This window comes from Nocardia sp. NPDC058499 (genome assembly GCF_042719915.1).
Lineage (GTDB): Bacteria > Actinomycetota > Actinomycetes > Mycobacteriales > Mycobacteriaceae > Nocardia.
The window spans coordinates 825,526-842,498 of sequence record NZ_JBHXMZ010000001.1; the positions used below are offsets into that span (position 1 = coordinate 825,526).

Sequence of the window (16,973 nt, forward strand, 5' to 3'; positions counted from 1 at the left end):
CCCACGAAGACCCTGGGGGGTGAGTGTTCCTTCCCCCTCTCCGTGTGGCTCACATCACCCCCTCCCCCCCCCCCCCGATCCCGGCCCTTCCCGCCGATCGGAGGCGCGCAACCACCGTGTTCGATTTGATCTCGGATTACGACACCCAGCTGCTCGACGCATTCTGGATGACCATCAAGCTGACCGTCCTGTCCGCGGTCGGTTCGCTGGTACTGGGCACCCTCATAGCCGGTATGCGGGTCTCGCCCGTCCCGGTGGCCCGCTGGGTCGGCACGGCCTACGTCACCATTTTCCGTAACACCCCGCTCACCCTCATCCTGGTGTTCTGTTCGCTGGGCCTGTATTCCACGCTCGGGATGAACCTGGCTGCCGACGGCCCGACCTCGCTGGCCGACAACAACTTCCGCTGGGCCGTTATCGGCTTGAGCGTGTACACCGCCGCCTTCGTCTGCGAATCGCTGCGCGCCGGAATCAATACGGTGCCGCTGGGCCAATCGGAGGCCGGGCGTTCCCTCGGTCTGAGCTTTCTGCAGAACCTGCGGATCATCGTGCTGCCACAGGCCTTCCGGTCGGTGATCGCACCGCTGGGCAGTGTGTTCATCGCCCTCACCAAGAACACGACGGTTGCCTCCGCGATCAGCGTGGCCGAGGCCTCGTTCCTGATGAAGAACATGATCGAAACCGAGGCGGCGCTGATCACCATCGGCCTCATCTTCACCCTCGGTTTCGTGATCCTGACGCTGCCGGCCGGCCTGCTGTTCGGGCATCTGGCCAAACGATTCGAGGTGGCCCGATGAGTGGCAAGGCATCCGTTCTCTACGACGCACCGGGCCCCGCCGCCCGCGTCCGCAATATCCTCTACTCGCTCGTCGTCCTGGCGGCGGTACTGGTCGCGGGCTGGTACGTCTACCGCGGTTTCGCGGATCAAGGCCAGTTCACGGCCGATAAATGGGAGCCGTTCCTCGACGGGGCGGTTTGGACCACCTACATCCTGCCGGGCCTGGAGGGCACCGTGGTCGCCGCGGCGCTGTCGATTGTGTTCGCCCTGGTACTCGGCATGATCTTCGGGATCGCCCGGCTCTCCGATCACCGGTGGCTGCGCTGGACCGCGGGCACCGTCGTCGAGATCGCCCGCGCCATCCCGGTGCTGATCCTGATGATCTTCCTCTTCGCCCTGTACTCCGAGTACGACCTCTTCGATTCCGAGTACCTGGCGCTGGGCGCCGTGGTGACCGCGCTGACCGTCTACAACGGGTCGGTGATCGCCGAGATCGTGCGCGCGGGAATTCTGTCCCTGCCCAAAGGCCAGACCGAGGCCGGTGTCGCGCTGGGGCTGCGCAAGGGCCAGCTGATGCGCCTGATCCTGCTACCGCAGGCGATCACCGCCATGCTGCCCGCGCTGGTATCGCAGATGGTGGTGGCACTGAAGGATTCCGCACTGGGTTATGTGATCACCTACGAGGAAGTCGTCCGCAGCGCCCAGCAACTCGGCGCCGCGGAATCGAACACCATCCCCGCGCTGATCGTTGTCGCGATCATCATGATCCTGCTGAACGTCCTGCTCTCCACCCTCGCCACCCGGCTGGAGAAGCGACTCCGTTCCGGCCGCCGCAAACGGGGCGGCGCGGTGGTCGCCGCCGATACCGTGATCACCGATGCCGCTCCCGGAGTGGACATCACCAAGTAGGGCATATCGATACCGGGCGGCGGGTGAGCGCGAAGGCGCTTTCCCGCCGCCAGACAGGTGGGTCGCGCCCCCGCGCGAGGCCCGGCGCGGATTCAGCGCCCTAGGCGACGCCCTGTTCGCCGGGGGCGTCGTAGACGAGGGTGTATCGCCAGAACAGGCGCCGCCGAATCCGGGCCCCCGGAAGTTCCCGGCCGGCCGCAGCCCGGATCTGCGCCAGACTTTCCCGGGGCTCGGCGGTGGGTGCCCGCATATGCGCGGGCAGCGCCGTAGCGGGCGCCGGATGCTTGATCATTCCGATGATCGGATTGAGAACAGCGGCAGGTAAGGCAACGAGCAGGTCGCCGGGGCCGGCCGTGCGGTAGCAGCCGACGATCACGAGTCGCCCGCCCGGACACAGACAATCGCGTAGTTCACGCATGGCCGGGACCAAGGGCAGGTGATGCAGGACGGCGACAAGGGTGACAGCCTCCCAGCGCCGCTGCGGCTCGCGCCCGGCGAAATCGGCCTGCACGATTCGCACAGCAGAGTCGCCGGCGAAGCGCTCCTCGGCCGCACGGGCAGAGGTGGTGTCCGGTTCGAGTCCGGTGATCCGAGGAATCCGGCGGCGGAGCCGGGCGATGAGATTACCCGTCCCGCACCCGATATCGAGCACTTCCCGGGCACCGGCGGCCACGACCCGGCGCTCGACCCACCGGCTGTAATGATCGTTGTGACTCCACGGATGGCGGCGGTTGAACCGGTCGAGTCGAGTCAGCAGCATCACCGCATTCTCCGTGTTGTCGCCGGTCCCCGCCATCGCGGACACCGACCCGCACGTCCCGGCGCCGTGATTCGCCGCAGCCGCTGTGAACCGGCCGATCAGCCGAGTGGCGCATCGGGTTCGCCGAGGTCGGAATCTGCTCGGCTCGCCTCCCATTCGGCCTTGACCACCGTATAGGCCACGGAGTGGCCGTAACCGCGGCGGGCGAGCATTCCGACCAGCCGCCGGATGGCCTTCTCGCGATCCAGGTCCGCGGGCAGCGTGCGCAGTTTGCGGCGCACCAGTTCGGTGGCCCGTTCGTGTTCGTCGTCAGCGGTGATGTCGTCGAGCGCGGCCGTTGCCTCCTCGGGTGCCACGCCCTTGCGGCGTAACTCCTGGGCCAGCGCTTGCCGGCCTTTTCCGGAGAAACTGTGGCGCTGCCGCACCCACTGCCGCGCGAATTCGGCATCGTCGACCAGTCCCACCTCGGCCAGCCGGTCGAGTGACTGCTCGATCACCGCGGAGGCGAACCCCTTGGCGGACAGCCGCTGTGCGAGTTCGGCACGGCTGCGGGCCCGCACCGCGAGCAGCCGCAGGCATGCTTCTTTCGCCTGTTCCAGCGATCCACCCGGCGGGCTGCCATCAGCATCGCCGGCACCCTGTTTCCCCCGCGCGGAGCCGGAACCGGGCGAACGCGTCCGCTGCGGATCGGACTCGTCCGCCCGGTATCCCCGGCCGGAACCGGCGGGCCTACCGCCGGCCGCGAGTATCTCGTCCAACTGCCGGCGGACCTCCGCCACCGGATCGGTCAGGCCCGGGCCCTCGGATACGGAGCGCTGATTCATCGGATCAGAAATCGGCCGGGGTCTCCTCCGTAGCGGTCACATCCGCGCCGATACCCAGCTTTTCCTTGATCTTCTTCTCGACCTCGTCGCGGATATCGATATTGTCCAGCAGGAACTTGCGGGCGTTCTCTTTACCCTGCCCGAGCTGATCGCCCTCGTAGGTGTACCAGGAGCCGGATTTACGAATGAACCCGTGCTCCACTCCCATATCGATCAGCGATCCCTCTTTCGAAATCCCGTGACCGTACAGGATATCGAATTCGGCCTGTTTGAACGGCGGGCTCACCTTGTTCTTCACGACCTTCACCCGGGTCCGGTTGCCCACCGCATCGCTACCGTCCTTCAGCGTTTCGATACGCCGGACATCCAGGCGCACCGACGCGTAGAACTTCAATGCCTTACCACCGGTCGTGGTTTCGGGAGAACCGAACATGACGCCGATTTTCTCGCGCAGCTGGTTGATGAAAATCGCGGTGGTGCCGGAATTGTTCAGGGCGCTGGTCATCTTGCGCAGGGCCTGGCTCATCAGGCGGGCCTGCAGGCCGACATGGCTGTCGCCCATTTCGCCCTCGATTTCGGCGCGCGGTACCAGCGCGGCGACCGAGTCGATGACGATGATATCGATGGCGCCTGAGCGAACCAGCATATCGGCGATTTCCAGGGCCTGTTCACCGGTATCGGGCTGGGATACCAGCAGGGCATCGGTATCGACGCCGAGCTTGGCGGCGTAATCGGGATCGAGGGCGTGCTCGGCGTCGATGAAGGCGGCGACTCCACCGAGTGCCTGCGCGTTGGCGACGGCGTGCAGCGCGACGGTGGTCTTACCGGAGGATTCCGGACCGTAGACCTCCACGATCCGGCCGCGTGGCAGCCCCCCGATACCCAGCGCGACATCCAGTGCGATGGAACCGGTCGGGATGACCGAGACCGGTTGCCGGGCCTCCTCCCCGAGGCGCATCACCGCGCCCTTGCCGAAACTCTTCTCGACCTGTGCGAGTGCGAGCTCCAGCGCCTTGTCGCGGTCGTAGGCCTGTGGCGCCATCGTGACTCCCCTTTTCACCGGTTGGTTGGTAGTTGGGTGGTGTGGTTGGTGCCCACGGTAGAGGGCGGCACCGACAAGTTCCGGAGCTCAGCCTAGACGAACAGATGTTCGAGTCAAGCTCCGGTTCCGCGAGTCGCCGGCCTACGGGACAGGGGCCGGTAACGGACCCGATTCACCGGTTCACCACTTGGAGCGTGGAACGTCGAATTCGGCGCACAGCGCGCGCCACACCTCCCGGGGATCCACACCGGCTTCGATGGCGGCCGAGCCGGTCCGGCCACCCAGGGCGAGGATGACGTGATCGTTGAGCAAGGTGTCACCCCGGGTCTCGCCGAATTCGGTGTGCAAGAGTTCTTGGAATTCCGTCAACCGCACGTGCCCGAACATACCTGTCCGCACCCCCGGTGCGACCCGCGGATCAACCCGCCCGGACGCCGCCCGCCACCCGGCGACAGATATCCACCGGGTCCGCGACGTCACCGGCTCCCGCAGCAGCGGTACGGGCCGCGGCGGCGAAACCGGGGTCGTCCAGGATCCGGCGGACCGCCTCGCGCACCGAATCCGCGGCCAGGGGGCGGATCAGCAACGAACTCCCCTGCCGCACGGCGCGGTTCGCCAGTTCCCACTGGTCGCCGCCACCCGGAACCGTGACTACGGGGACCCCCGCGGACAAGGCTTTGGCCAGCAGCCCGTGACCGCCGCCGCCGATCACCACCGACGCGTGGGACAGCAGTTCGTCCTGCCGTCCCAGCCCGGCCCGCGCCCAGGACGGTAGATCGGCCCGGGGCTCGTCCAGTGTGGAGATCACCACCCGCACCCCGGCCCCGTCGAGCGCCGTCAGGACGGTATCGACCATTCCGTCCACACCGGTGTGCGCGGTGGAAGGAGCCACCATCACCAGCGGCTCGTCACCGGGCGGCGGTTCGAGGATCCGATCGGTGGGCTCCCAGAACAGCGGTCCGGCGAGATGCGCGTTCTCCGGCCAATCCGGTCGCGGCACTTCGAGCGCGGGCAGGGTGGCGATCAACCGGGCGGCCGGACCGGGGTCGGCGGCCGGTAGCCCCACTCCGGCACGTGCCAGTTCACGTTGGCGCGTACCGGTGCGCACGGCGCGATCGGTGAGTTTCCGCAGTACCGCGTCGCGGGCGCGACCACGCACCCCGGTACCGGGCGCAAGACCGCTGCCGATGGGCGGCAGCCCCTTCGACGGGAGATAGAGGGGGTGTGGGGAGAGTTCCACCCACGGGACCCGCAGCCGTTCGGCCGCCATCCCGCCACCGGCCGTCAGCACATCCGATACGACCAGTTCGGGCAGCATGGCGCTGAGCTCGGGCAGGATCTCGGTCGAGATATAGGCCGCCCGTTGATGAATCCGCGCGCCGGCATCGGCGTCGTCGTCACCCGGGCGTGGCGCCAGCCCCTTCAGCCGGCGCACCCCGATCCCGGCTTCGCGGGCGGCGTCGAACCACCGCGGACCGGTGAAGAGCACGGGTTCGTCACCCGCTTCCCGGAAACGCAGGCATAGTGCGATAGCGGGAAACGCATGGCCCGGATCGGGACCGGCGACAACAGCTACTCGCATCCGCCCAGCCTGCCATGACCCGTCAGGCGGGCGTGCGCGGGGTTCGAGGTCGCGCAACGTTGTTCGGCCGGCACGGCTCAGAAAGTGAACAGTTCGAAACCGACCGCGCGGGTGGCCGGGAAACCCGCGATAGGGCCCGTCGTCATGGTCACCACGGCCCGGGCCTGTTCGGCCACGGGCTGCTCCGGATTCAGGACTTCGAGATAGCGCCGGTGTTCGGCCAGGGAGGCCTCGGCCGCATCGACGGTGGCGGTGACGTCCACCGCGTGGGTGGCACCGCTGGGGACCGCGACGGCCGCCCAGCGCGCGTTCCACGGCGCGAGATCGGCGATTTCGGGGAAGATCCATTCGTTCCCCGCATCCGATACCGCGTCGAGGCCGGCCCGTCCCACCGCCCGGTGATCGGCACTGTTGACGACCCCCGGCGCCCAGGTCGGACCGAAATGCCCGAGGACCACGAGTTCCGGACGATGCCGCCGGATCGCGGCGGCCAGATCTCGACGTAGTGCCAGGTTCGCCTCGACGCGGCCGTCGGGATGGCCGAGGAATTCGACCTCCTGCACTCCGACCACAGCCGCCGAGGCGCGCTCCTCGGCTTCGCGGAGCGGGCCGGACTGCGCGGGCGGCAGACCGGCGATTCCGGCCTCTCCGGAGGTGACCAGCAGATATCGGACATCCTTGCCCTGGCCGGTCCAGCGGGCCACGGCCGCAGCGACCCCGTACTCGATATCGTCGGGGTGCGCGACGATCACCAGTGCACGCTGCCAGTCTTCGGGAAGCGGGGGAACGGTTGTCATACGCCCATCCTGGCCGATCCGCCTCTCGCACGCGACGGAAACCGTCCTGCTACGGACCTCCTCGCGTTACGGCCGTTCAGATCTTGGTTACGGTATTGTCGTCCGACCCCGAGATCGCCTTGTAGAGCAGATACAGACCGAACACCACGGCGCTGATCACCAGGATCGGGAACAGGCCTTTGATCAGCGCGCCGATCACTGCCAGCGCGATCCAGACGACGGCAACCACGCCGATGATCTTCCACAACATTTTGCCTCCCAGCGATTGTTCCTACGTCGAGCATGGCACCGCGGGAACGGGAAATCACCAGGTGAGAGGCAATATAGGGGGAAGATCAGGGTTGTCCCTGAGTGGAATTTCAGCGACGGCCGGTATTCCGTACGGGCTCCGCGGCGGGCGCGGGCACAGCCGGCGCGGGCGGGAGCAGCGGATCGGGGGCTCGGTCGGCGAGCTCGGTGAGCGCCTGGGCCCAGCCGTCCATCCGGTCGGCGGCCTGGCGGAGGTCGGCGACGATACCGTCGAATTCATAGCGCAGTGCGCCCGTTTCGTCCACGGCCAGGATCCGGGTGGCCGCGGCCACGACCTGCTCGTATTCGGTGACGCCGGTATCGAGCCGGGCGACGATCGAGTGCACGTTCTCGTTCAGGCGCTGAATATCGGCCGTATCAGCGAGGGCGGCCGCGCCGCCACTGAGGGTGCGGACAGCGCCCTCCATGGTGGCGATATCGGTGGCGAGCGCGGTCAGGGCCGCGGCACCGGAGGCCGCGGTGGCCACCAGATCGTCCAGTTCGTCGGCGGGGAGCCGACGGGTGCGTGCGATCTGGCCGGCCACATCGTGCAGAACGCGTTCGGCGCGGGCCAGCCGCGATATCGCGGGCCGGGCCGCGGAGCGCGCGGACGGGAGTTTGCGCGGGACGTAACCCGCGAGCGGCAGCGGTGCACGGCGCAACTGCAGGTAGCGCCGGGTACTCAGCGCCGCGCCGGTGACCAGGGCGATAGCGCCACCGCCCAGGACGAGCACGGCCCAGGCGGGAGCGGACAGGATGACGAGGCCGACCGTTCCGGCGGTGGTGAGACCGGATGCGGTGCTCAGGCCGATACTGCGGCGCCGGGCGCGCCGCCGGCGCCGGAGTTCGCGTTCGCGCGGGTCCGCCCAGCGCCGGACGGCGACGAGGGCATTTTCCCCGGCCGTCCGGAGCGACTCGGCTACGGCGACGGCCTGCTGCGGGAGGTCCGGGCGGGCAGGGTCGAACGCCGGGGCCCCGGCGGGGTACCGGGCTCGATCAGACTTCATATGCTGTCCTCGCCGAACTCTTGTCCCGCTACTGCTGAGCGGTCTGGCCTTTGTTCATCTGTGGCTGGGACTGGGCCGGCTCGGCGGCGGATTTACCCGGATCGATGGCGGCGTTGGCGTCACCGGCGGGCAGGGCGTCACCGCGCATGGATGCCCGGATCTGTTCCAGGCGGCTGTGGCCCGCCATCTGGATGCTGGCCTGCTGGACCTCGACCATCCGGCCCTGGACGGTGTTCTGGGCGAGTTCGGCGGACCCGAGGGCGTTGGCGTACCGCCGTTCGATCTTGTCGCGTACCGCGTCGAGGCTGGGCACGCTGCCGGGAGCGGACAGGGTGCTGTCCATCTGCTGCAGGGAGGCGCTGACCTGCTCCTGCATTTTCGCCTGTTCGAGCTGGCTGAGCAGTTTGGTGCGTTCGGCGACCTTCTGCTGCAGCAGCATGGCGTTCTGCTCGACCGCCTTCTTGGCCTGCGCGGCGGCCTGCAGCGACTGGTCGTGCAGCACCTTGAGGTCTTCGACCGACTGTTCCGCGGTGACCAACTGGGCGGCGAACGCCTCGGCCGCGTTGGTGTACTGGATTGCCTTCTCGGTATCCCCGGCGGCGTTGGCCTGATCGGCCAGCGAAACCGCCTGCCGGGCGTTGGCGTTGAGCTTCTCCACCTCGTCGAGCTGGCGGTTCAGCTTCATCTCGAGTTGCCGCTGGTTCCCGATCACCGAGGCGGCCTGCTGGGACAGGGCCTGGTGCTGGCGTTGTGCTTCTTCGATAGCCTGCTGAATCTGGACCTTCGGATCCGCGTGCTCCTCGATCTTGGAGTCGAAGAGGGCCATCAGATACTTCCAGGCCTTCGTGAACGGATTAGCCATCGGTTGATCCCGCCTCCATCTACTGTGCCGCCTGGGCGACTCGCCAGTGCGCGACCGTCACGCACTCATCGGTACCTATCCTCCACCATGCGGCGTCCGGTACCGGCTACCGAAAAGCCGCGTCACGCCGCGGGCGGCCCGCGGACGCCTTCTACGAATCTATCTGCTCCGGTGCGTTACGCGCATTGTCACGATCGGATATACCGGGGCTATGACCGATTCAGGCCGCTTCGACCAGTACCAGCGGACCGTTGTTGGGTGCCGGGATGACGATCCGGGTATCACCGTCGACCTGCGGCCGGGCGGATCCGGCGGACATGGACGCGGCGGCACCGGCCGGAGCGGGTTCGGACGTGGCCGGTTCGGCAGCCGGCTCGACGGTGGCCGGTTCGGCGGCCCCGCGCCCGGGCGCGGCGGCCACGGGGAGCTCTTCACCGGCGATGGTGGTGCTCACATCCCACAGCACCCGGGCCAGCGGTACGTCGAGGGCTTCGCAGATCGCCGCCAGCAGTTCGCTGGACGCCTCCTTACGCCCCCGCTCCACTTCGGACAGGTAGCCGAGGCTCACCCGCGCCGAGGTGGATACTTCACGTAGGGTCCGGCTCTGGGCGAGGCGCGCACGCCGCAGACTGTCCCCGATCGCTTCTCGCAGCAGCGTCATCGAGTTCTCCTTCTCCCGGTAGGCTCGTCGCCTCTGATGCCGCAGCCCACGGCACGCACGCGGTTCTCTCCTGGCACAACGTCGGAACCGGCCCCGGAGGTTCCCGGACCGGACGCGGAACCGCTCACCGGGTGGGTGGGGCGCCCCGCACGCACCGCAGCAGTTCCTGTACCGCGGCGCGTGTCGCTGTGAACCTGATATTCCACCGGTCGCCGGTCAGTTTCAACCGCATCACCTCGGTATGCCCGGGTCCGGCGAGACCGAGATAGACGGTGCCGACCCCGATTCCGTTCTGCGGGTCGGGTCCGGCGACCCCGGTCAACGCTATTCCCCAGTCGGCGGCGCATCTGGTCCTCGCGCCGACCGCGAGCTGTTCGGCGGTGCTCGCGGCCACCGGACCCTCACCGGCCAGTACCTGTTCGTCGACCCCGGCGAGGTGATGTTTCAGATCGGTGGCGTACACCACCAGCCCGCCGCGCAGCACGGCGCTGGCACCGGGCACTCCGGCGATCGTGGCGGCGACGAGGCCCGCGGTGAGCGATTCCGCGGTGGCGACCGTCTGGTTGCTGTCCCGCAACGCGGCGACGAGCTCCGCGGCCGGGGTCTCCCCGGCGAGCGGGTCGGCCGTGGTCATCGGCGGCTGCGGTGGGGTCCGGCCAGCCACAGGCGGACGGCCTGTCCGACGTAATCCAGTCCCGTCACCACCGTCAGCAACAACGCGATCCACATCAACGCCATTCCCGCGGTCGCGAACCCGCCGGCCAGCGGCAACAGCAGGACACCGATCGCCAGCGATTGGACCAGGGTTTTGAGTTTGCCGCCGCGGCCTGCCGGTATGACACCGCGCCGCACCACCGCCAGCCGCAGCAGCGTGATCCCGATCTCGCGGGCGCAGATCACCACGGTCATCCACCACGGCAGGTCGCCGAGGATGGACAGTCCGATCAGCGCGGAGCCGATGAGCGCTTTGTCGGCGATGGGGTCGGCCAATTTGCCGAAATCGGTGACCAGACCGTATTTGCGGGCCAGCTGGCCGTCGAAGCGGTCGGTGATCGCAGCGAGCGCGAACAGCAGGGTCGCGGTGATCCGCCACCCGGTCTGGTGCCCACCGTCGGCGAACAGGGCCAGGACGAACAACGGGACCAGCGCGATCCGCGCCATGGTGAGGATATTGGCGATGTTCAGCAGCGGAACCGCCGATTCGGCGGGCGCGGGAGCGCGCTCCCCGCGCGCCGGCGCGGGGGCGGCGAGCCGCCGGTCCATCTCTTCGGGATGCACGCTCATAGCCGTCCCTGCGTGTACGCACCCCGTCGCGCTGCTGCGCCGCCTCGTCCTGGTCCGGCTGCCCGTGATCGTCCGTGCGCTGCCGCGCGAGCCGGTCGCCGCACCGGCGCGCCGGGACAGCAGCGCAAGGTCGGGCGGGCGGGCGGGGTCTGCGGCACACACTCAGACTATCGGTACGGTCGCCGACTACTGTGCACCCCATGACCTCACGGGGACCCCTGGGCAGCGCGACCGGCGATGCGCCCGGTACGCGGACCGCCTCCGTGCGAGTGCGTCGCGCCCGCACATCCGATGTCTCGGCGATCAAATCGCTGGTCGATGTGTACGCGGGCCGGATCCTGCTGGAGAAGAACCTCGTCAACCTGTACGAATCCGTACAGGAGTTCTGGGTCGCCGATCTCGGTGACCGCGTGGTGGGCTGTGGGGCGCTCCATGTGCTGTGGGCGGATCTCGGTGAGGTGCGCACGGTGGCGGTGGCGCCCGATGTGAAGGGACACGGTGTGGGCAAACTCATCGTGGATCAGCTCGTCGAGGTAGCCCGCGAACTCGAGTTGAGCCGCTTGTTCGTGCTCACTTTCGAGGTGGAGTTCTTCGCCCGGCACGGTTTCGCCGAGATCGACGGTACCCCGGTGACGGCGGAGGTCTATGCGGAGATGTGCCGGTCCTACGACACGGGCGTCGCGGAGTTCCTGGACCTCAGCTATGTGAAACCGAACACGCTGGGCAACACCCGGATGCTGCGCACGCTCTGAGAGGGGTTCGGACCCGGCGGGGTTCCTCCGGGCCCGGCGGCCTGCGGGGCCGCGCATTAGAGTCGTGCCGTGCCGATCTTCGCCGTCCAGTACACGTATTCCGAGGCCACAGCCGCCGAACGCGATAGGCAGCGCCCCCGCCACCGGGCGTGGCTCGCCGATCATCTCGCGGCGGAAACACTGCTCAGCAGTGGGCCGTATCCGGACGGCTCGGGGGCGCTGCTGTTGTTCCGCGCCGCGGATTCGAAGGCGCTCGGGCAGCTGCTGGCGGCCGACCCGTTCGCGCAGGAGAGCTTGATCGACGAGGTGCGGGCGACCGAATGGCAGCCCGTCCTCGGCGCGTTCGCCGGCTGACGAACACCGGGACCGGCCGGTACCGCGTACCGGCCGGTGCGGTGCGGCCGGTACGCGGTATTAACTAGTCCTTCGGTTCCGCCGGCTACGGCCGCGCTTTGCCCCGCGTACGCAGCAGACTGGCCACCGTCGCGACCACCAGGATCCCGAGGATCACCGTCAGCGACAGCCCGGTGGAGATCTCCGGCACACTCACATGCTCGCCGCCGTTGATGAACGGCAGGTTGTTCTCGTGCAGGGCGTGCAGGACCAGTTTGACGCCGATGAAGGCCAGGATCGCGGCCAGTCCGTAGGACAGGTACACGAGCCGGTCGAGCAGACCGCCGATCAGGAAGTACAGCTGGCGCAGACCCATCAGCGCGAATGCGTTCGCGGTGAACACGATGTAGGGCTCTTCGGTGAGGCCGTAGATCGCCGGGATGGAGTCGAGCGCAAACAGCAGATCGGCGAACCCGATGGCCAGCAACGCCAGCAGCATCGGGGTGACCACCTTACGGCCGTCGATCCGGGTGATCAGCTTGTCGCCGTCGTACTCCTCGGTGGTCGGTACGAGCCGTTTGGTCAGGGCGACGATCCGGCTGTCGCGTTTCTGTTCCTCCTCGACCTCGTGCCCGCTCTCCCGTAGCAGTTTGACCGCGGTGTAGACCAGGAACAGGCCGAACAGGTAGAAAACCCAGCTGAACGCGCTGATCGCCGCGGCACCAACGGCGATGAAACCACCGCGCATCACCAGGGCGACCACGATGCCGATCAGCAGCACCTTCTGCTGATACATCCGCGGCACGGCGAAGGTGGACATGATGATCAGGAATACGAACAGGTTGTCCACCGAGAGTGCTTTCTCGGTGACGAAGCCGGCGTAGTACTCGCCGGAGAAGGTGCCACCCCATTGCCAGGCGATCACACCGCCGAAAGCGAGGGCCAGGCCGATGTACACGGCCGACCAGAACGCCGATTCGCGGAAGGTCGGTTCGTGCGGGGTGCGCACATGGGCGAAGAAGTCGAAAACGAACAGGCCGAGGATCACCACGATGGTGATCCCCCACACGAGAGCACTTACCTGCATGCGGTAATCCGTTCAGCAGTACGAGTCATGACCACAATCATGCCCGATATGCCCGATTCAGGCGTGTTGCGGGGTGATTGCCGGTTATCCTCCCACACCCGGCGCGGCGAAGTATCCCAGGGCACCACACGTATCCGTCATTGTTCGCCCGGTTCCGGATTCTCGTCCCCGCCGCCGCGGATCGACCAGAGCAGACCATCCAGCTCGTCCGGTTTCACCAGCACATCACGCGCCTTGGACCCCTCGCTCGGCCCCACCACACCGCGGGTCTCCATCAGATCCATCAACCGCCCCGCTTTGGCGAACCCGACCCGCAGTTTGCGCTGCAGCATCGAGGTGGACCCGAACTGGGAGGTCACCACCAGCTCCACGGCCTGCAGCAGAACATCGAGGTCGTCGCCGATATCGGGATCGACATCCTTCTTCTCCCCCGCCTTGGCGGCGGTGACGCCCTCGGTGTACTCCGGCTCGGCCTGGTTCTTGGCGAAATCGACGACACCCTGGATTTCCTCATCGCTGATGAAGGCGCCCTGCAGGCGGGTCGGTTTCCCGGCGCCCATCGGCAGGAACAGCCCGTCGCCCATACCGATGAGCTTCTCGGCGCCGGGCTGGTCGAGAATGACCCGCGAATCGGTGAGCGAGGAGGTCGCGAAGGCCAGCCGCGAAGGCACATTGGTCTTGATGAGGCCGGTCACCACGTCGACCGACGGACGCTGGGTGGCGAGAACGAGGTGGATACCCGCGGCCCGGGCCTTCTGGGTGATGCGCACGATGGCGTCCTCGACATCGCGTGGCGCGGTCATCATGAGATCGGCGAGTTCGTCGACGATGGCCAGTATGTACGGGTAGGGCCGGTACACGCGTTCGCTGCCCAGCGGTGTGGTGATGGCGCCGGATTTCACCTTCCGGTTGAAATCGTCGATATGGCGGACCTTGCTGGCCTGCATATCCTGATAGCGCTGTTCCATCTCCTCCACCAGCCAGGCCAGCGCCGCGGCGGCCTTCTTCGGCTGGGTGATGATGGGGGTGATCAGATGCGGGATGCCCTCGTACGGGGTGAGCTCCACCATCTTCGGGTCGATCAGGATCATCCGGACCTCGTCCGGGGTGGCCCGCTGCAGCAGCGATACCAGCATCGAATTGACGAAACTGGACTTACCGGAACCGGTGGAGCCGGCCACCAGCAGATGCGGCATCTTGGCCAGATTCGCCGCCAGGAACTCGCCCTCGATGTTCTTGCCCAGGCCGATCACCAGCGGGTGGTGGTCGTTGCGGGTGGACGGTGCCTTCAGCACATCGGCCAGCCGCACCAGTTCGCGGTCGGCATTGGGCACTTCGATACCGACGGCGGATTTCCCCGGGATCGGGGCGAGCAGGCGCACATTCTCGGTGGCCACGGCGTAGGCGATATTGCGGGTCAGCGCGGTGATCTTCTCGACCTTCACCCCCGGCCCGAGCTCGACTTCGTACCGGGTGACCGTCGGTCCGCGGACGAACCCGGTAACTGCCGCGTCGATCTTGAACTGCACCAGTACCTCGGTGATCGCCTCGATCATCGATTCGTTGGCGGCGCTGCGGCGGCGCGGCGGGTCTCCGTCGACCAGCAGATTCATCGGCGGCAGGGTGTAGTCGCCCTCGGCGACCCGGTCGGCGACGAATTCCGGCTCCGGCTCCGGCAGCGGGGTCTGGTCGACCGGTGCCGCCGCAGCGGGTTTGCGCTTTTTACGGCCGGCCGGTTTCTCCGCTCCGGCCGCGGCGATCGGTTTGGCATCGCGCAGCGGCGGTTCGGCGACACCGTCCGGACCGACCGGCGGCCCGGTGAACTCATCGGCCGGATAGTTGTCGGCCGGGGCACGGCTTCGGCGGCGGGACCGCCCGGCCGGTTCGGCCGGCTCGTATTCGTCGATCGGGTCGTATCCGTCGCGATAGTCGTCCTCGTAGCCGGGGGCGCCGAAGAATTCCCGCAACCGCTGCGGTGCCTCACGCACCGTAGTCCCGGTGACCAGTAGCAGGCCGAACACCATGGCCAGCAACAGAATCGGCACCGACAGCCACCCGGTGAGGCCATCGGTGAGCGGGCCGCCGATGACGAAACCGGCGAAACCGGCAGCCTCGGCGCGCCCCGCCGCGTCGGCCGGTCCGCCGTCGGCGATATGCCAGAGCCCGAGGAACGGCAACCCGATCAGCAACCCGCCCAGCACCAGGCGCGGGCGGATCTCCGGTCGTGGTTCGGTGCGCATGAGTACGACGGCGATACCGGCGGCCACGAACGGCAGGACCGAGGAGGCCGAGCCGGTCACCGCGCGGATGAGACCCTCGACCCAACGTCCGATCGGACCGCCGGCCGACAGCCAGACGGCCGCGGCGATCACGGCGCTGAGAGCGATCAGCCCCAGCGCGGCCCCGTCGCGGCGGTGCCCGTGTTCGATCTCGCCTGCGCGGCTGATAGCGCGCGTGGTGGCGCCGACCCCGCGGGCCGCCATGGTCCATCCGCCGCTCACCAACCGGGTGAATACGGCCAGCGGGGCGGTATCCGAACGCCGCGGTGGGGCGGGACGGCGTGTGGTGCGCCGGGCGCGGGTGGCCGGCGCCTTGCGCGCGCCGCCCTGCTGTGCGGTTTTACGCGCCGGGCCCTGGGCCCGTGTGGCGCCGTCCGATCGACGCGTGCCCGAACGAGAACGGGCCGCGGTGGTCCGCCCCCGAGCCGATCCCGCCCGCGCACCCGGTGTGGTTGTGCCGCGGGACTTACCTGCCATGGGCTCAGGCTAGCCGCAACCACCCCATCCGGACCATCCGCAACACTGGTACCGGGCTCCGCGACGGAAGTGATTCTCGCCGCGCACCGGTGGGATCAGATCGAACGGTCCAATTCGAGCACCTGCCGGACGGCCTCCGGTTCCCCGTCCGATTCGATCCGGACCTCTTCCCGCCCGAATGCGTGCAGCAGCAGTTCGGCGGGCGTACCGGACAGGGTCACCACCGGGCCGGGCTTGTCCACGATCCGGACGCGGTCTCCCGCCGGGGTCGAGAGTTCCACCGGCACCGGGGATTTTCGGTAGGCCATCTTGCCCATCCGTCGCAGTACCGACCACAGCCGCTGCTGATCCTGTTCGGGGAGCTCCCGCGGCTCCCAGCCGGGCTGTGCCCGCCGGACATCCTCGTGGTGGACGAACATTTCGCTGAGGTTGGCGATCGCGTCCACCGGACGCAACGGCGACCACCACGGCGGACCGGTGCGGACCTTGTCGAGCAACTCCGGGAACGGACGCTGCGCCGCCTCGTCCTGCCGCCGCTGCAGATAACCGGCGAAGGGCCGCAACATGATCCCCGGCGCGGCATCGGGGCGGCGTTCCCGGACGACCAGATGCGCCGCGAGGTCGCGCACCGTCCAGTCTCCGCATAGGGTTGGCGCGTCCGGCCCGGTCTCGTCCATCGTTTCGACCATTGCACGGCGTTCACGCTGAGCGAAGTTCACACGATGAATCTAGCCGAGACCCAGCCATCGGGGAGGGGATGAGAACCGATCCGGTTGCTACGCAGCAGAGATGCTCTGTACTTTGTCATTCGGTCCATAGGGTCGTGGACCGATACACACAGAATGGGAACACCATTGAAGAAGATTCTCACCGTTGCCGCTGTTCTGGTGGCGACCGTCGGTTCTATGTTCGCCGCTTCCGTGGCACCCGCGCACGCGCAGTACAGCAGTGACTACGGCGCCATCGCGGTGTCGCTGTCCACCGGTAACTACGGATGGTCCTACGACTACGACAGCTACTCCGAAGCGGAAGCGGCCGCGGAGGACCGGTGCGGTGCCGCCGATTGTGTCGCCAAGATCTCCTGGCGCAACGGTTGCGGCGCACTCGCCGTGTCGGACAACTGGCTGAGCTACGGATCCGGGCCGTCCCGGTCCTCGGCTCGGTCCGAGGCGCTGGCCAACAACCCGGGCAACGCCTACATCGAGCACTGGAACTGCACTTCCGGCTACGACCTGTGAGTTCGTACCGACC

Annotated in this window: 20 protein-coding genes; 5 read left to right on the forward strand and 15 right to left on the reverse strand. The window is 67.8% G+C overall.

Annotated elements, in window-relative coordinates:
* The first annotated feature begins 167 nt into the window (after window positions 1–167).
* Together ACFWPH_RS03765 and ACFWPH_RS03770 are read left to right on the forward strand one after the other, a co-directional pair.
* The gene (locus ACFWPH_RS03765) at window positions 168–797 is read left to right on the forward strand and encodes an amino acid ABC transporter permease (RefSeq protein ID WP_280463648.1); all 630 of its coding nucleotides are present in this window, start codon (window positions 168–170) and stop codon (window positions 795–797) included.
* Window positions 794–1,687, forward strand: coding sequence for an amino acid ABC transporter permease (locus ACFWPH_RS03770; RefSeq protein WP_378747921.1), 894 nt, complete (start codon window positions 794–796; stop codon window positions 1,685–1,687). The genes ACFWPH_RS03765 and ACFWPH_RS03770 overlap by 4 nt, the downstream gene beginning before the upstream one ends.
* A 100-nt stretch (window positions 1,688–1,787) precedes the next feature.
* On the opposite strand, the gene ACFWPH_RS03775 is transcribed toward ACFWPH_RS03770, so the two are convergent.
* The 12 genes from ACFWPH_RS03775 to pgsA all read right to left on the reverse strand — a co-directional run bounded on the left by ACFWPH_RS03775 (window position 1,788) and on the right by pgsA (window position 10,794).
* On the reverse strand, window positions 1,788–2,447 hold the full coding sequence (locus ACFWPH_RS03775; RefSeq protein ID WP_378747922.1) for a class I SAM-dependent methyltransferase: 660 nt from the start codon (window positions 2,445–2,447) through the stop codon (window positions 1,788–1,790).
* Between the two features lie 98 nt (window positions 2,448–2,545).
* Window positions 2,546–3,196: a recombination regulator RecX gene (gene recX, locus ACFWPH_RS03780; protein ID WP_378748237.1), complete on the reverse strand. Its 651-nt coding sequence runs from the start codon at window positions 3,194–3,196 to the stop codon at window positions 2,546–2,548.
* Between the two features lie 79 nt (window positions 3,197–3,275).
* Window positions 3,276–4,313: a recombinase RecA gene (recA, locus tag ACFWPH_RS03785; RefSeq protein ID WP_378748238.1), complete on the reverse strand. Its 1,038-nt coding sequence runs from the start codon at window positions 4,311–4,313 to the stop codon at window positions 3,276–3,278.
* Window positions 4,314–4,493: 180 nt separating this feature from the next.
* Window positions 4,494–4,688 carry a DUF3046 domain-containing protein gene (locus ACFWPH_RS03790; RefSeq protein ID WP_062974632.1) on the reverse strand — a complete coding sequence of 65 codons (195 nt, stop codon included), beginning with the start codon at window positions 4,686–4,688 and terminating at the stop codon, window positions 4,494–4,496.
* Window positions 4,689–4,731: 43 nt separating this feature from the next.
* The gene (locus ACFWPH_RS03795) at window positions 4,732–5,895 is read right to left on the reverse strand and encodes a glycosyltransferase (RefSeq protein WP_378747923.1); all 1,164 of its coding nucleotides are present in this window, start codon (window positions 5,893–5,895) and stop codon (window positions 4,732–4,734) included.
* A gap of 77 nt (window positions 5,896–5,972) precedes the next feature.
* Window positions 5,973–6,692 carry a PIG-L deacetylase family protein gene (locus tag ACFWPH_RS03800; RefSeq protein ID WP_378747925.1) on the reverse strand — a complete coding sequence of 240 codons (720 nt, stop codon included), beginning with the start codon at window positions 6,690–6,692 and terminating at the stop codon, window positions 5,973–5,975.
* Between the two features lie 76 nt (window positions 6,693–6,768).
* Entirely contained in the window at window positions 6,769–6,942 is a 174-nt protein-coding gene (locus tag ACFWPH_RS03805; protein WP_280463641.1) for a hypothetical protein, read from the reverse strand.
* A gap of 109 nt (window positions 6,943–7,051) precedes the next feature.
* On the reverse strand, window positions 7,052–7,987 hold the full coding sequence (locus ACFWPH_RS03810; RefSeq protein WP_378747926.1) for a hypothetical protein: 936 nt from the start codon (window positions 7,985–7,987) through the stop codon (window positions 7,052–7,054).
* A gap of 28 nt (window positions 7,988–8,015) precedes the next feature.
* Window positions 8,016–8,849 carry a phage shock protein PspA gene (gene pspA, locus ACFWPH_RS03815; protein ID WP_378747927.1) on the reverse strand — a complete coding sequence of 278 codons (834 nt, stop codon included), beginning with the start codon at window positions 8,847–8,849 and terminating at the stop codon, window positions 8,016–8,018.
* A gap of 220 nt (window positions 8,850–9,069) precedes the next feature.
* Complete coding sequence (locus ACFWPH_RS03820) at window positions 9,070–9,510, reverse strand: helix-turn-helix domain-containing protein (protein ID WP_378747929.1); 441 nt, start codon at window positions 9,508–9,510, stop codon at window positions 9,070–9,072.
* Window positions 9,511–9,634: 124 nt separating this feature from the next.
* Complete coding sequence (locus tag ACFWPH_RS03825) at window positions 9,635–10,144, reverse strand: CinA family protein (protein ID WP_378747930.1); 510 nt, start codon at window positions 10,142–10,144, stop codon at window positions 9,635–9,637.
* The gene (gene pgsA, locus ACFWPH_RS03830; protein WP_378747932.1) at window positions 10,141–10,794 is read right to left on the reverse strand and encodes a CDP-diacylglycerol--glycerol-3-phosphate 3-phosphatidyltransferase; all 654 of its coding nucleotides are present in this window, start codon (window positions 10,792–10,794) and stop codon (window positions 10,141–10,143) included. The genes ACFWPH_RS03825 and pgsA overlap by 4 nt, the downstream gene beginning before the upstream one ends.
* A gap of 200 nt (window positions 10,795–10,994) precedes the next feature.
* Between pgsA and ACFWPH_RS03835 the strand changes: the two genes are divergently transcribed.
* Both ACFWPH_RS03835 and ACFWPH_RS03840 read left to right on the forward strand, forming a co-directional pair.
* Window positions 10,995–11,546 carry an amino-acid N-acetyltransferase gene (locus ACFWPH_RS03835; RefSeq protein WP_378747933.1) on the forward strand — a complete coding sequence of 184 codons (552 nt, stop codon included), beginning with the start codon at window positions 10,995–10,997 and terminating at the stop codon, window positions 11,544–11,546.
* Window positions 11,547–11,615: 69 nt separating this feature from the next.
* Window positions 11,616–11,900 (forward strand): YciI family protein, encoded by a 285-nt coding sequence (locus ACFWPH_RS03840; protein ID WP_378747934.1) that lies wholly within the window; start codon window positions 11,616–11,618, stop codon window positions 11,898–11,900.
* Window positions 11,901–11,985: 85 nt separating this feature from the next.
* Here the strand turns inward: ACFWPH_RS03840 and ACFWPH_RS03845 are convergent, their stop codons facing one another.
* The 3 genes from ACFWPH_RS03845 to ACFWPH_RS03855 form a co-directional block, all read right to left on the reverse strand.
* On the reverse strand, window positions 11,986–12,966 hold the full coding sequence (locus ACFWPH_RS03845; RefSeq protein WP_378747935.1) for a TerC family protein: 981 nt from the start codon (window positions 12,964–12,966) through the stop codon (window positions 11,986–11,988).
* A 137-nt stretch (window positions 12,967–13,103) separates the two neighbouring features.
* Complete coding sequence (locus ACFWPH_RS03850; protein WP_378747936.1) at window positions 13,104–15,722, reverse strand: DNA translocase FtsK; 2,619 nt, start codon at window positions 15,720–15,722, stop codon at window positions 13,104–13,106.
* 95 nt (window positions 15,723–15,817) lie between these two features.
* Window positions 15,818–16,441: a TIGR03085 family metal-binding protein gene (locus ACFWPH_RS03855; RefSeq protein ID WP_378747937.1), complete on the reverse strand. Its 624-nt coding sequence runs from the start codon at window positions 16,439–16,441 to the stop codon at window positions 15,818–15,820.
* A gap of 123 nt (window positions 16,442–16,564) precedes the next feature.
* Here ACFWPH_RS03855 and ACFWPH_RS03860 point away from each other — a divergent pair, with 123 nt between their 5' ends.
* Window positions 16,565–16,960 carry a DUF4189 domain-containing protein gene (locus tag ACFWPH_RS03860; RefSeq protein ID WP_378747939.1) on the forward strand — a complete coding sequence of 132 codons (396 nt, stop codon included), beginning with the start codon at window positions 16,565–16,567 and terminating at the stop codon, window positions 16,958–16,960.
* The last annotated feature ends 13 nt before the right edge of the window (window positions 16,961–16,973 follow it).

Excerpts from the sequence above, each read along its gene's own strand:
- ACFWPH_RS03765 (WP_280463648.1), top strand. The coding sequence starts at position 168 with ATGACCATCAAGCTGACCGTCCTGTCCGCGGTCGGTTCGCTGGTACTG.
- ACFWPH_RS03770 (WP_378747921.1), top strand. The coding sequence starts at position 794 with ATGAGTGGCAAGGCATCCGTTCTCTACGACGCACCGGGCCCCGCCGCC.
- ACFWPH_RS03775 (WP_378747922.1), bottom strand. The coding sequence starts at position 2,447 with ATGCTGCTGACTCGACTCGACCGGTTCAACCGCCGCCATCCGTGGAGT.
- recA (WP_378748238.1), bottom strand. The coding sequence starts at position 4,313 with ATGGCGCCACAGGCCTACGACCGCGACAAGGCGCTGGAGCTCGCACTC.
- ACFWPH_RS03795 (WP_378747923.1), bottom strand. The coding sequence starts at position 5,895 with ATGCGAGTAGCTGTTGTCGCCGGTCCCGATCCGGGCCATGCGTTTCCC.
- ACFWPH_RS03800 (WP_378747925.1), bottom strand. The coding sequence starts at position 6,692 with ATGACAACCGTTCCCCCGCTTCCCGAAGACTGGCAGCGTGCACTGGTG.
- ACFWPH_RS03805 (WP_280463641.1), bottom strand. The coding sequence starts at position 6,942 with ATGTTGTGGAAGATCATCGGCGTGGTTGCCGTCGTCTGGATCGCGCTG.
- ACFWPH_RS03810 (WP_378747926.1), bottom strand. The coding sequence starts at position 7,987 with ATGAAGTCTGATCGAGCCCGGTACCCCGCCGGGGCCCCGGCGTTCGAC.
- pspA (WP_378747927.1), bottom strand. The coding sequence starts at position 8,849 with ATGGCTAATCCGTTCACGAAGGCCTGGAAGTATCTGATGGCCCTCTTC.
- ACFWPH_RS03820 (WP_378747929.1), bottom strand. The coding sequence starts at position 9,510 with ATGACGCTGCTGCGAGAAGCGATCGGGGACAGTCTGCGGCGTGCGCGC.
- ACFWPH_RS03825 (WP_378747930.1), bottom strand. The coding sequence starts at position 10,144 with ATGACCACGGCCGACCCGCTCGCCGGGGAGACCCCGGCCGCGGAGCTC.
- pgsA (WP_378747932.1), bottom strand. The coding sequence starts at position 10,794 with ATGAGCGTGCATCCCGAAGAGATGGACCGGCGGCTCGCCGCCCCCGCG.
- ACFWPH_RS03835 (WP_378747933.1), top strand. The coding sequence starts at position 10,995 with ATGACCTCACGGGGACCCCTGGGCAGCGCGACCGGCGATGCGCCCGGT.
- ACFWPH_RS03845 (WP_378747935.1), bottom strand. The coding sequence starts at position 12,966 with ATGCAGGTAAGTGCTCTCGTGTGGGGGATCACCATCGTGGTGATCCTC.
- ACFWPH_RS03850 (WP_378747936.1), bottom strand. The coding sequence starts at position 15,722 with ATGGCAGGTAAGTCCCGCGGCACAACCACACCGGGTGCGCGGGCGGGA.
- ACFWPH_RS03860 (WP_378747939.1), top strand. The coding sequence starts at position 16,565 with ATGGGAACACCATTGAAGAAGATTCTCACCGTTGCCGCTGTTCTGGTG.